Below are 12,033 nucleotides of genomic sequence, written 5' to 3' on the forward strand. Positions count from 1 at the left end.
GAAATTCGGTGTGGCCGGGATGGCGGAAGCCGGCCCGGCCACACCGAATTTCTCGCGGAACTCGCCGCGCGCGACGGCCGCGTTCCGCAGCCGGTGATGATGCTGTGGTCGCCCGCGCTCGCCGTGGTGCCCGTGACGATCCACCTGTCTTTGCGCGATGCGCTGGCGCAATTGTCGTCCGAGCTGATCGTCTCGACGGTGCGCATCGTCGCGGCCGAGCTGCGCGCGCATTTTGGCATCGCAAGACCGCGCGTCGCGATCTCCGGTCTCAATCCGCATGCCGGCGAGGACGGCTCGCTCGGCCATGAGGAGCAGACAATCGTGGCGCCCGCGATCAGGCTGCTGCGCGGCGAAGGCATCGATGCCCGCGGCCCGCTGCCCGCCGACACCATGTTCCACGACGCCGCGCGAAAAACCTATGACTGCGCGGTCTGCATGTATCACGATCAGGCGCTGATCCCCATCAAGACGCTGGCCTTCGACGAAGCCGTCAACGTCACGCTCGGGCTGCCCTTCATCCGGACCTCGCCGGATCACGGCACCGCCTTCGACATCGCCGGCACCGGAAAGGCCAATCCCGCGAGCCTCGTCGCCGCGCTGGAGCTAGCCAGCCGTATGGCCGGCACAAAACCCGCATGAGCGCGATCGACGACCTCCCGCCGCTGCGCGAGATCATCCGTCAGCATGCTTTGTCGGCGCGCAAATCGCTGGGCCAGAATTTTCTGCTCGATCTCAATCTGACCGCGCGCATCGCGCGCGCGGCGGCTCCGCTCGAAGACGCGACCATCATCGAGATCGGACCCGGTCCGGGCGGCCTGACCCGCGCGCTGCTCGCACTGGGCGCGGGGCGCGTCATCGCCATCGAGCATGACGAGCGCGCGATCCCGGCGTTGCAGGATATTTCCGCGCGCTATCCGGGTCGGCTGGACATCGTGCATGGCGACGCCATGACGTTTGATCCGCGCCCGCTGCTCGGCGGCGCACGCGCAAAAATCGTCGCCAACCTGCCCTACAACATCGGAACGCAGCTCCTGATCGGCTGGCTCACTCTCGAGCCCTGGCCGCCCTGGTACGAGATGATGGTGCTGATGTTCCAGCGCGAGGTCGCCGAGCGCATCGTGGCGCGTGAGAATGACGAGGCCTATGGCCGCCTCGGCGTGCTCGCCAATTGGCGTGCCGAGACGAAAATCCTGTTCGACATCTCGCCGTCCGCGTTCGTGCCACCGCCGAAGGTAACATCATCAGTCGTGCGCCTCGTGCCGCGCGCCGCGCCCGAACCTTGCGATCGCCGGCTGCTCGAACAGGTCGCCGCCGCAGCCTTCGGCCAACGCAGAAAGATGCTGCGGCAGAGCCTCAAATCGCTGCAGGCCGATCCGGCGCGATTGGCGCAAGCCGCCGGCGTCGATGCGACGCGGCGCGCCGAGACCATTCCGGTCTCCGGCTTTGTTGCCATGGCGCGTGAATTGGCGGATATACGGCGCGAAGGCTAAAACAAGCCACACGAAGTAATTCCGGAGGAAGAAAAAATGGCGATGATGCGTCGGCAGTCCCTGGTGAAGTTCGATGCGCCGCTGTGCGAGACCATCGTCGACACACCGAAGCCGGTAGGCGCCGAGGTGCTGGTGCGCATCGAGCGCTGTGGCCTCTGCCACTCCGACCTGCACATCCAGGACGGCTATGCCGATCTCGGCGGCGGCAAGAAGCTCGACACCACGCGCGGCATGACGCTGCCCTTCACGCTCGGCCACGAGATCGCCGGCGTCGTGGAAGAGGTAGGCTCCGACATTGAGGCCGGCCTCGTCGGCGCCAAGCGCGCGGTGTTTCCCTGGATCGGCTGCGGCAAATGCCGGGACTGCGCAAATGGCGACGAGAATCTTTGCGCCAAGCAGCGCTTCCTCGGCGTCTCCATCGACGGCGGCTTTGCCACCCATGTGCTGGTGCCCGACGCAAAGTACCTGCTCGAATACGATCCCCTGCCCGTCAATCAGGCCGCGACCCTGATGTGCTCGGGCGTCACCGCCTATGGCGCGCTCAAGCGCCTGGTCGACCGTCCGCGCCAGCGCAATCTGCTGCTGATCGGGCTCGGTGGCGTCGGCATGATGGGCCTGTCGTTCGCGCAGGCCATGTTCAAGCAGCCGATCACGGTCGCCGATCTCAGCCCGGCCGCGCGCGAGACGGCGCTGAAGAACGGCGCTGCCAACGCCTACGATCCGACCGAGCCCGAAGTGATCCGCCGCATCCTGAAGGAGACCGACGGCGGCTTCGACGAGGTCGTCGATTTCGCCGGCAACGAGAAGTCGATGGCCTTCGCAGTCGCGGTCGCCGCCCGCGGCGGCAAGGTCGTGGTGTCGGGCCTGATGGGCGGCCAGTTCACGCTGCCGATGGTGCAATGGATCTACAAGCGCCTCACCGTCGAAGGTTTTATGGTCGGCACGCTCACGGAGGCCCACGAGCTGATGGGCCTCGCGCGCGCCGGCAAGATCAAGCCGACCCCGATGCGCGAGGAGCCGATGGCCGACGTCCAGAAATGGATCGAGGAGCTGCGCGCCGGCAAGGTCGTCGGGCGCATCGTGCTGAAGAACTGAGGCGAGGCTGCATCCGCAGTTTGTAGCCCGGATGGAGCGCAAGCGAAATCCGGGATCATGCCACAAGCGACCTGAGACCCGGATTGCGCTGCGCTCCATCCGGGCTACGTAAACCCAGGCTATTTCAAGCTGACGAACCGCGACGGCCCTGGCACCACGGTCTTCGCGAGGTCCGCGACAAGCGGTGCGGCGTCAGGCAACGCGAGATCGGCGCCACCAGCCGCGAGCAGGCGCATGATCTCCCAATCCTGCCGCGCCAGCACGTTGCGCACCGGCGCGACGCGCTCCGCGTAGAACTGCAGGAACAGCGGCCGCGGCGCCCGATCCGCGGGCCGGCGCCCCTGCACGGCCGCATTGACGTCGATCAGGCCGGCCGCAAGCGCCCTGCGCATAAGCTCGAGGGCCTGCGCGCTGGGAGGATTGGCTCCCTGGTCCCGATAACCGGCACTGGCGATGCAATCGACAAACGACCAGGCTTGCGCGGGTTCGAGCGGCTGTGCCATGGCCGTGCGCCTGTCGATTTCAGCGGTCCACTGCGCGAGCTCGCGCGCGAATGCGTCTTCCCGCTGCTGATGTTCGACCTCGCGCGTGGCATGCTCCCCGGCCCTGATGCGGGATTCGATCATCCCGGGCGCGACACCGGAGAGAGCCGTCAACCCGATCAGCACGAGCGCAAGTCCCGCACGCGGCAGAGATAGGGCCGTCACGCGCCAGCAGAGAACGAGCACGGCGGCCGTCGATAGGGCAGCCCCGGCCAGCCCTGCGAGGGCCAGACGGTCAAACTCCGCCCCCCTCTCGACCAGGAGGTTGTCGAGCCGGAAACGGATCACGTTGAACACGCTCGCGGAGGCGACGAGGAGCTGCAAGACAAGAATGGGCAGACGCATGCCGGTTTGGTCGGCGGAAACCACGTCCCGGTTCAGCCGCGCTCAATGCGCGGCGCCGCCGGCGTCCCTCAGCTTCGACAGTTCGCGGGCTGTCTCCAGGATCATGTCGATCCGCTGCTGGAGACGCAGCTGGAGATCAGGAATGTTGACCTTGTCGGTCACCCGATAGGCATTGCCGATGCGTTCGACATAGCCCTGCTTGATCATCTCCTCCAGCCGCCGCAACACGGTTGCGCGCGGGATCCTCAGGCCCTGCGCAATCGTGGTCGCGCGCACCGGCGAGCACATGGCGGTGCGCAGGAAAAGATAGATGCCGATGGTGCGGAACGTGGCGCTGTCGTTCTGCTTGACGAACTCCGCGCCATAGTCGTCGTTGATACTGCGGATCAGGCCGAGGTAGAGCCGGCTCAGCAGCATGCGCTCGCGCGCCATCTCGATGCGGGCTGGCGGCTGAACGGTGTCGAGAAGAACGAACTCGTCGCCAGCCGCGGTCCAGGTCGATGCTTCGGCGGAAGTGGAGGCGTCGGGATGATTTTGGAGAGGCATGGCCATGCTCCGTCAAAACGACATCATAGCGGGGAGTTTACAACGATTGCGCGAACTCCGCATAGGCAATTCGCGCCACGGGACACGCGGCCGATGGTTCCACTTTGCGTTGCCAGCTGGGCTTGCTTGCTACTTTTGCCCGTACCCTGCGTGACCGCGTGCACTGTTTCCGTAAGGCAGATTAGCGAAATCGTGGCGCGCCATTATGCAGTCACCGATCCACCCTACCTGCTTCAACTTTTGGTTGAGGACCCTTGCAACAACCAACTGGCGGCTTGCTCGGACATCGATGGCCGCCGATACTGTGCGTGCCTCATTTCGATTGATGGGACGGCACGCTATGGAACCGCATGTCGAGCCTTCGGATACATTGACCGTCAAGATAGCCCGAAAGTTTTTTTGGTGGGTTGATATCGTCAAGCGCTATCGGGTCATTCTCGTTGTCGCCGTGGCGGGACTGGCGGCGCGATACTGTGAATCTCTTTCTCCCTGGTTCGTTCTCGTCAACACGGCGTCGCTGGTAGCCGTCGTGCTCTGGCTCTTCCTGAAGCTGAGACGAGACTTTCGTTTCTTTGTCGCGCCCCTTCTGGCCGCAGTCATATTCCTTGGACTGATGCTGTCCGACCAAGGCGTTGAAGCCATGCGTTCGATCATACAGGAGGACACGTTTCCGCAGCTCGGAGACATGTTTCTCCTTGCGGTCTTCATATTCTTTTTCAATTCGACGCTGTTGGGAAAAGCATTCGTGGCGATAAATCCAGAGTCGCAATCAGATTTGACCGGACCGCAAAAATTTCTGTTTACACTTCTGACGATTTTACCGCTGGGAGCCGTGATGTGCGCCTGGTCATTGGCTGGTGACGTGTCCCGCACGCCTCGATTTGGTGGCTATCTCGATCTTCCGGGATATTTTGTCAGCGTGGCGTTCTTCGTCTGCCTGGTCAAACTGAAGGACGGGTTCAAAGCCATCGCGACGCGAGCGCCGCTACCGGACTACTTTCTGCCGGATACCGGGTGGAGTCCTGAAACGAGGTATATCGTTTTCGGGTTTTTATTGTTCTACTTCCCGCTACTTGTCGGGATCATCATGATCGTCGGCATGTATGAAGTTTCCTGGGATGTGATACCCAGCGTACTCGTCGCAGGCTGGCTTGGCTTTCTGGTTGCGCTTGCGCAGGCATTTCAGCTGCTGCAAAAAAGATGGACCTCCGTTCCGATCGTCGCCATTCTACTGATCGTCGCTCTGCTGCTGTCCGTCCTGGATCTCAACGACAATCACGAACTGCCGTTCGCGCGCTCGCGCGACGCGCCGCCAGCGGCGTCGGAGGCCTTCGCCGACTGGCTGAAAAGGTTTGACGCGGTTCATGCGACGGCGGTTGTCGTCGTCAGCGAAGGAGGCGGCGCGCGCGCCGCGTACATGACGGCTGTCGCACTGGAGGCCCTTCGCAGCCGATGCCCGGCCTTCGCGCACCGTCACTTCGCGACCATCGGCGTCTCGGGCGGCAGCCTCGGGGCGGCGCTGTCGAGCGCGAATCCCGCCGGTGTGCCAGCGGACAACAGCTGCGAAGGTATCGAAGGCTTTGACGACCAGAGCTCGGCACCTATTTTCGCGGCCGGCACCGATTTGCTGCGACCGGTCGTCAGAGGACTCCTGATCGCCGATTTGCCGATGCGGCTCTGGCCGAGCAGTTTTTGGCTCACGAACGGTGAAGGCAAGCTGGACGAACTACAGAGGCCCTGGGTCTCGGCCACCGACCGTGCTTCATATCTCGGATGGCGGCTGGACCTGGCGTGGCGATCGATGCGTCCCGATGATGCGACGCGCCTTCGTGACATGATGTTTTCGAAGTCCTGGCCCGGCCCGACGGGAGATCGGCCCGCGCTCATCCTGCTGAGCACGGACGTCACCAGCGGCCGCAGGGTCGCCGTGAGCCATCTCCGCTTCGGGCTGCAAGCCGACGTCACACAAGCAGGTTGTCTTTCGCCACTCGATCTCGAAACGCAATCCGTCGCCGAGCGCAATCGACTGCTGACCATGAGCGATATCGCTCCGGGGCGAGATCCCACGCTGCTTGGCGCTGCGCTCGCCAGTGCGCGATTTCCGATCATCACGCCCGCCGCGACGTTGCCGTGTCCGGGCCCAAAATGGCGTCTGGTCGACGGAGGTTACTTCGAGAACTCCGGCCTCTCGACGGCGTTGGACCTGGTCGAACACATGGCGCGCGGCGCCAAATCAGTGCACAAGGCCGTACGCGTGGTGCTGGTCCGCATCGAGAACGGCGCCGCAACCACGAACTATGACACCGTCGAGGGGTCCAGGCCGAAGCCCCCGTCCCAGTGGCTGGGAGAGATCATGTCTCCGATCCGCGCGTTTATCGGAACGCGCGAAGCACGTGCGGATCAGGCGCGTCTGGCGACGGATCGGGCTGTCGCCGGCCACCGGTACGGCCTGGGCTGCCGCAACGGCGGGCCGGACGGTTGTGTCAAGATTGATCAAATCCGCCTCGAGCTGAGGCCGTGCAAGGTCAAGATCCCGCTCGGGTGGTCACTCTCTCCCGGCGCTCGGGAGGAAATTCGCAAGCAGCTCGGCGTCGAAGGCTCGGAAGGGGATTCCGATTGCGTTCGTTCGGCCGCAGCCGCGAACCTTGCCGAGATCAAGCGATTGACCGCGATGGTAGGAGGAATGCGATAAGGTGTGCGCTGGACGAGGCGGCCAAGCGTAAGGCCTCGCGATGGCGCGGCTTTCTCGACCAAAGCAGTCGTCTCGGCCAACGCCGAGACGCGGCCCGATCCTACTGTGCATGGGGTTGTTTTCTACGCCGGCCTCGATTTCGTAAAAAGAGAAATTTCTTGCATTGCCGGCAAATCGGATGTATGGTTCGCATCGTCCCGCCCACTGAGCCGGCGTATTGCGATTGCCGCGCGGACCGGGACGGTGGGTCGCTGACGCGGTGTGACCGACAGCACAGTTTGTCGCACTGCTTTTCGCCAAGCTCCCTGCTGCTATATTGGCCGTTGTCGGTTTCGGGGGATTCGATGCGCAAGGGGCTGTTGGGCCGCATCGTGACGTGGGCGGCGCTTGCGCTCGCCGCGATCACTTCGTCTGCCCTGCCCGCCGCCGCCGAAAAGCGCGTTGCGCTCGTGGTCGGCAACTCCGCCTACAAGAACATCACCCCGCTCGACAATCCGAGCAAGGACGCTGCGCTGATGGCGGAGACGCTGTCCGCCCTCGGCTTCACGCTGGTCGGCGGACGCGCGCAGCTCGATCTCGACAAGGGCGCGATGGACGGCGCGGTGCAGAGCTTTGGCCGGCAAGTCCAGGGCGCCGACGTCGCGCTGTTCTTCTATGCCGGCCATGGCGTGCAGGTCGCGGGCTCGAACTATCTGGTGCCGGTCGGCGCCAATCCGACGCGCGAGGCCGACGTCGACTTCCAGATGACCGACGTCAATCTGGTGCTGCGGCAGATGCAGGGCTCGGGCACGCGGCTCAACCTCGTGATCCTCGATGCCTGCCGCAACAACCCGTTTGGCGCGCGCGGCCTGCGCGCCTCCGACGGCGGGCTGGCGCAGATGCGCGCGCCCGAGGGCACGCTGATCTCCTATGCCACGCAGCCCGGCAACGTCGCGCAGGACGGCATGGACGGCCACAGCCCCTATACCAAGGCGCTGGCGACCACGATCAAGCAGTCCGGCCTCGACATTTTCCAGACCTTCAACCAGGTCGGGCTCGCGGTGAAGCGGGCGACATCGGGCGCGCAGCAGCCCTGGGTGTCGTCCTCGCCGATCGACGGCACGTTCTATTTCGTGCCGCCGGCAGCACAGGGCACGGGCCCGCAGGTCGCGGCCGTCGCACAGCCTGCTACGGGCCTGCGGCCCGATCCGGATCGCGCCCCCCTGAAGGATCCCGCGCTGCTTAGCGAGCTCAGCGATCGGCTCTACGAGCTCAATTTCGACCCCGAGACGCCTGACGGCCGCAGCGACCTGACGCGCGCGATCACAAAGCTTCAGGAGAAAATCGCGATGGCGCCGACCGGTGAAGCCACCGAGGGCCTCTTGATGCGCATGCGCAAGATGGACGATCTCAAGCCCTGGGGCTCGATCGTCTACGGGCCCGACAACGACAAATGGGGCATGTCCTGGAATCACGCCTCGCGGCGCGCGGCGGTGGCGGATGCGCGCGGCAATTGCGGCAGCGCCAAATGTCCGATCGAGCTCTCCTTCTATGGCGGCCGCTGCGGCGCGTTCGCCATCTCAGACAAGTCCTGGTCGCTGGTTGCGCGCGACACGGTGCAGCGGGCCAAGGAGGTCGCGCTTGACGAGTGCAACAAGGCCGGGAAATCTTGCCGCATTATCGGGGCCGTCTGCGCCGACGGTTCCGGCCGCTGATCGTTGATTGTTGGAATTTCATCGCTGGATATCTTCATGCCCCTTCGTCGCGCTATTGCCGTGTCCTCCCTCGTGCTCTCCACCTGCCTTGCACCGAACCTTGGGTTGGCCCAATCCGGCAGCGCCGGCGGCTCGATCGGCAACGAGGACAAGGCCATGTCCGGCTCGCGCCAGGACCGCTCGGCCGATCCCGCGCCCTCCTCCTCGTCACGCAAAAGCAAGCCAGCCGCAGATGACCGGCGCTCGTCGTCGCGGCAAAGCAGCGGCGGCGGAGGCGGCGGCGGTTTTGACGGCGCATGGGTCGTCGTCAGCATGGGTTGCGGCGGCACCGTGAGCGGTGCAGTCGTCGTCTCCTCGGGCAAGCTGATCGCTGAAGGCGTGACCGGCACCGTCAGCCCGAGCGGGAGCGTAAGCACGTTTGGCCGGGGCGATGGCGTCACCTTCACGAGCTCCGGCCGGCTGTCTGGCCGCACCGGTTCCGGAACCTTCAAGCGATCCGACGGCTGCCCGGGAACCTGGACCGCGACCAAGCAATAATCGCGCGCGAAAATTTTGCAGCTTTCGCGGCGGAACTATCGGAGGGCAGGCCTGATTTAAGCCTCATCCTTTCCGGATTTGGGGCTCATTGCCACCCAAGTCTTTGACGAGATTGGCTCCCGTAACGTGTTGCGTAAGGCGTAACCGGGAGACCAGGATGGGCAACCGCACCGCAAAGTTCATATCCGCACTTTTCGCCAGCCTGCTGGCGGGCGTGCCGCTGTCCGCGGTGTCGCAGAACGCGCCGAGCGCACCGGCCGCATCGAGTTCGGCGCCAAGTGCAGCCAGTGCCGCCGACGATTGCCTTGCGTCGCCGAAGAAGACGGCGCCCGAGGGCCAGCATTGGTACTATCGCATCGAGCGTGGCACCAAGCGGCAGTGCTGGTATTTGCGCGCGGAGGGCGCGAAGACGGTGCAGAGCGCGCAGTCGACAGCTCCTTCGCAGAAGGACGATGCGCCCACCTCGCGCGCGGTGCAGGATGCACGCGCCGAGTGGCCGACGCCGCAAGGCACCGCCGCACCGGACACCACGGCATCGATCGCCGCGCCGACTGCGACCGCATCCCAGCCCGTCGTCAATCCGCGCGCGAGCGCTCCGGCCGGCAGCGCGGACCAGTCCGCGCTCAGCGCGCGCTGGCCCGATGCCACCGCCGCAGCGGCCCCCGCCGCCCAGCCCGCGGCCCCCGCGACTAAAACCGCTGACACGCGCCCTGTGCCAAAGCCCGCGACCGCGCCCGCTGCTACGGCGCCTGTGACGCTGGCAGCGGCCGAAGCGCCGACGGCCGACAAGCCGACCGGCTCGCTGCAGACGCTGCTGCTCGTGATCGGCGGCGCGCTCGCACTCGCCGGCATTCTCGGCAGCGCGGTCTATCGCTTCTCCGGCTCGCGCGTCCGCGTTCAGCCACATGACGGCACGCGCCGCCGCATCAATTGGGACAATTGGGAAGCGCCGGCCGACAACGCCCGCGCGCCGTGGGCCGAAGCAGCTTTGGCCGCTGCCCCGCGCCCGCAACGCCCGCAACCGCAGCCGCTCGATTTCTCCTTCGCGCTCCCCGAACGGAAGCGCGATGTCGCGCCCGTCGCCGAGGTGACCGACACTCACATGCTGGATGAGATCCACCCTGCCGAAAGCGACCTGCTCGCGATGGACAAGATGGAGACGGCGGTGCTCGCGCGCGACGAAGCGCAACCGGAGCCCGAAACTCAGCCGGAGACCGACGTCGAGACGGCCGACGCGCAGACCGAGCCGGAAGAAACCGATGCCGATGCAGTCGACATCGACATCATCACCGAAATCCTGGAACGGCTGGCAAAGGAAGGACCGCGGCTCCGCACGCCCGATCCCGAGCCCGTCAACCTCGAGCCTAGCCTTGAGCCTAGCTTTGCAACTGGCTCTGAAGGTTTCGCACGAAGCCAACCAGTCCAACGCGCCGCTCGCGCTTGAGGCGCTCGGCCTTCAGGATCGATTGCACCTCGGCGAAGGCCTGGTCGACGTCGTGGTTGATCACGATGTAGTCGTACTCGGCCCAGTGGCTCATCTCGTGGCTGGCGCGGCTCATCCGCTTGCGGATGACCTCGTCGGAATCCTGCGCCCGCGAATGCAGCCGCTTCTCGAGATCGGCGGCTGACGGCGGCAGGATGAAGACGCGAACCACGTCGACGCTCGCCTTCTGGTGCAGTTGCTGCGTGCCCTGCCAGTCGATGTCGAACAGCACGTCCTGCCCGGCCGACAGGGCCGCCTCCACCGGCGCACGCGGGGTCCCGTAGAGATTGTCGAACACGGTGGCCCATTCGAGCAGTTCGCCCTGCTCCACCATCGACTCGAACCTGCTCTTGATGACGAAGAAATAGTCGCGCCCTTCGACCTCTCCCGGTCGCATCTGGCGCGTGGTCGCCGACACCGACATCTTCAGGCCGGGCTCCCGCTCGAGCAGCATCCGCGACAGCGTTGTCTTGCCCGCGCCTGAAGGCGACGACAGCACGAACATCAATCCGCGCCGCTCGACCCCGTCAAATCCGTGACCGCCTGCCGTCATCGATCACTCCAGGTTCTGGACCTGCTCGCGGAACTGCTCGACCACGTTCTTCATGGCAAGCCCCGTGTTGGTCAGCTCGATGTCGTTCGACTTCGAGCAGCAGGTGTTGACCTCGCGATGAAACTCCTGCGCCAGGAAATCGAGCTTGCGGCCGATCGGACCACCCTTGCCGATCAGTTCGCGCGCTTGGGCTACGTGCGAGGCGATGCGATCGAGCTCCTCGCGGATATCGGCCTTGGTCGCCATCATCAGCGCTTCCTGGGTGATGCGGTCGGCGTCGAAGCGATCGGAGGCATCGAGCAGCGTTGCGATCTGCTCTGCGAGGCGCGCCCGGATCGCCTCCGGCTTGCGGCCCGGCGAGGCCTCAGCCTGCTTGGCCAGTCCCTCGATCTCGCTGACGCGCTGGGTGAGGATTTGCCCGAGCGAGGTGCCCTCGCGCTTGCGCATCTCGACGAGCTCGGCGAGCGCCGTGTCGAAGGCATCGGCGACGGCGGCGCGCGCCGCCTTGTCCTCGTCCTCGTTGCTCTCGGGCTCGGCCACCTCGATCACACCCTTGATCGACAACAGGCCGTCGATGCTCGGCGCCACCGCGTCGATCTTGCCGGAGAGCTGGGTCGCGACCTTGAGCACGGCGTTGAGCACGTCCTCGTTGATGCGCACGGTCGCGGCCGCATTGGCGCGCTTGACGTTGAGATTGGCGTAGACGGTGCCGCGCGACAGCACTTCGCCGGCGCGCTTCTTGGCGTGGGCCTCGACCTCGTCAAAGCCCTGCGGCAGCCGCACGCGCAGGTCAAAACCCTTGGCGTTGACCGACTTCAACTCCCATTCGAACGTGTAAGGCCCGCTCGCACCGTGGCTTCGGGCAAAGCCGGTCATGGACGACAACGCCATCGGGTGAGCTTCTCCGGACAGATGAGATTCGCGGGGCCATCAGGCCACGTGAAACTTAAGACTATTTTGCAGGAAAGTGGAATCCGCGAAAACCCGCGGGCCGCCACGCATTTCCGGCTCTTGCGGATCTAGAGTGCCGTTCCGATGAAATCGGAACGCAGCTCT

At 65.1% G+C, this 12,033-nt stretch carries 11 protein-coding genes; 7 read left to right on the forward strand and 4 right to left on the reverse strand.

Annotated elements, in window-relative coordinates; genetic code table 11:
- From pdxA to C2U70_RS07880, 3 genes are all read left to right on the forward strand, one after another.
- Positions 1 to 639, forward strand: a 639-nt coding sequence (gene pdxA, locus C2U70_RS07870; protein ID WP_140977437.1) for a 4-hydroxythreonine-4-phosphate dehydrogenase PdxA, incomplete at its 5' end; no start/stop codon positions are given.
- Positions 636 to 1,490, forward strand: coding sequence for a 16S rRNA (adenine(1518)-N(6)/adenine(1519)-N(6))-dimethyltransferase RsmA (gene rsmA / locus C2U70_RS07875; protein ID WP_140977438.1), 855 nt, complete (start codon positions 636 to 638; stop codon positions 1,488 to 1,490). The genes pdxA and rsmA, both read left to right, overlap by 4 nt.
- A 36-nt stretch (positions 1,491 to 1,526) precedes the next feature.
- A complete protein-coding gene (locus C2U70_RS07880; RefSeq protein WP_140977439.1) occupies positions 1,527 to 2,585 on the forward strand; it encodes an alcohol dehydrogenase in 1,059 nt (352 codons plus the stop codon).
- Positions 2,586 to 2,704: 119 nt separating this feature from the next.
- Here C2U70_RS07880 and C2U70_RS07885 read toward each other — a convergent pair whose 3' ends face one another.
- Both C2U70_RS07885 and C2U70_RS07890 read right to left on the reverse strand, forming a co-directional pair.
- Entirely contained in the window at positions 2,705 to 3,496 is a 792-nt protein-coding gene (locus C2U70_RS07885; RefSeq protein WP_140977440.1) for a hypothetical protein, read from the reverse strand.
- A gap of 18 nt (positions 3,497 to 3,514) precedes the next feature.
- Positions 3,515 to 4,018 (reverse strand): helix-turn-helix domain-containing protein, encoded by a 504-nt coding sequence (locus C2U70_RS07890; protein ID WP_140977441.1) that lies wholly within the window; start codon positions 4,016 to 4,018, stop codon positions 3,515 to 3,517.
- 340 nt (positions 4,019 to 4,358) lie between these two features.
- Here C2U70_RS07890 and C2U70_RS07895 point away from each other — a divergent pair, with 340 nt between their 5' ends.
- From C2U70_RS07895 to C2U70_RS07910, 4 genes are all read left to right on the forward strand, one after another.
- Positions 4,359 to 6,710 (forward strand): acyltransferase, encoded by a 2,352-nt coding sequence (locus tag C2U70_RS07895; protein WP_140977442.1) that lies wholly within the window; start codon positions 4,359 to 4,361, stop codon positions 6,708 to 6,710.
- A 344-nt stretch (positions 6,711 to 7,054) separates the two neighbouring features.
- Positions 7,055 to 8,404, forward strand: a complete 1,350-nt coding sequence (locus C2U70_RS07900; protein ID WP_140977443.1) for a caspase family protein — start codon at positions 7,055 to 7,057, stop codon at positions 8,402 to 8,404.
- A 36-nt stretch (positions 8,405 to 8,440) separates the two neighbouring features.
- A complete protein-coding gene (locus tag C2U70_RS07905) occupies positions 8,441 to 8,941 on the forward strand; it encodes a hypothetical protein (RefSeq protein WP_140977444.1) in 501 nt (166 codons plus the stop codon).
- Between the two features lie 157 nt (positions 8,942 to 9,098).
- Positions 9,099 to 10,385, forward strand: a complete 1,287-nt coding sequence (locus C2U70_RS07910) for a hypothetical protein (protein ID WP_186294128.1) — start codon at positions 9,099 to 9,101, stop codon at positions 10,383 to 10,385.
- On the opposite strand, the gene gmk is transcribed toward C2U70_RS07910, so the two are convergent.
- Entirely contained in the window at positions 10,318 to 10,977 is a 660-nt protein-coding gene (gene gmk / locus C2U70_RS07915) for a guanylate kinase (protein WP_140977445.1), read from the reverse strand. The genes C2U70_RS07910 and gmk overlap by 68 nt on opposite strands.
- Before the next feature lie 3 nt (positions 10,978 to 10,980).
- Entirely contained in the window at positions 10,981 to 11,868 is an 888-nt protein-coding gene (locus C2U70_RS07920; RefSeq protein ID WP_140977446.1) for a YicC/YloC family endoribonuclease, read from the reverse strand.
- Positions 11,869 to 12,033: the final 165 nt, after the last annotated feature.

Source organism: Bradyrhizobium guangdongense (assembly GCF_006483445.1).
Taxonomy (GTDB): domain Bacteria; phylum Pseudomonadota; class Alphaproteobacteria; order Rhizobiales; family Xanthobacteraceae; genus Bradyrhizobium; species Bradyrhizobium guangdongense_A.

Bases quoted from the DNA above. Each gene is read 5' to 3' on its own strand.
- rsmA (WP_140977438.1), top strand. From the start codon at position 636: ATGAGCGCGATCGACGACCTCCCGCCGCTGCGCGAGATCATCCGTCAG.
- C2U70_RS07880 (WP_140977439.1), top strand. From the start codon at position 1,527: ATGGCGATGATGCGTCGGCAGTCCCTGGTGAAGTTCGATGCGCCGCTG.
- C2U70_RS07890 (WP_140977441.1), bottom strand. From the start codon at position 4,018: ATGCCTCTCCAAAATCATCCCGACGCCTCCACTTCCGCCGAAGCATCG.
- C2U70_RS07895 (WP_140977442.1), top strand. From the start codon at position 4,359: ATGGAACCGCATGTCGAGCCTTCGGATACATTGACCGTCAAGATAGCC.
- C2U70_RS07900 (WP_140977443.1), top strand. From the start codon at position 7,055: ATGCGCAAGGGGCTGTTGGGCCGCATCGTGACGTGGGCGGCGCTTGCG.
- C2U70_RS07905 (WP_140977444.1), top strand. From the start codon at position 8,441: ATGCCCCTTCGTCGCGCTATTGCCGTGTCCTCCCTCGTGCTCTCCACC.
- C2U70_RS07910 (WP_186294128.1), top strand. From the start codon at position 9,099: ATGGGCAACCGCACCGCAAAGTTCATATCCGCACTTTTCGCCAGCCTG.
- gmk (WP_140977445.1), bottom strand. From the start codon at position 10,977: ATGACGGCAGGCGGTCACGGATTTGACGGGGTCGAGCGGCGCGGATTG.
- C2U70_RS07920 (WP_140977446.1), bottom strand. From the start codon at position 11,868: ATGGCGTTGTCGTCCATGACCGGCTTTGCCCGAAGCCACGGTGCGAGC.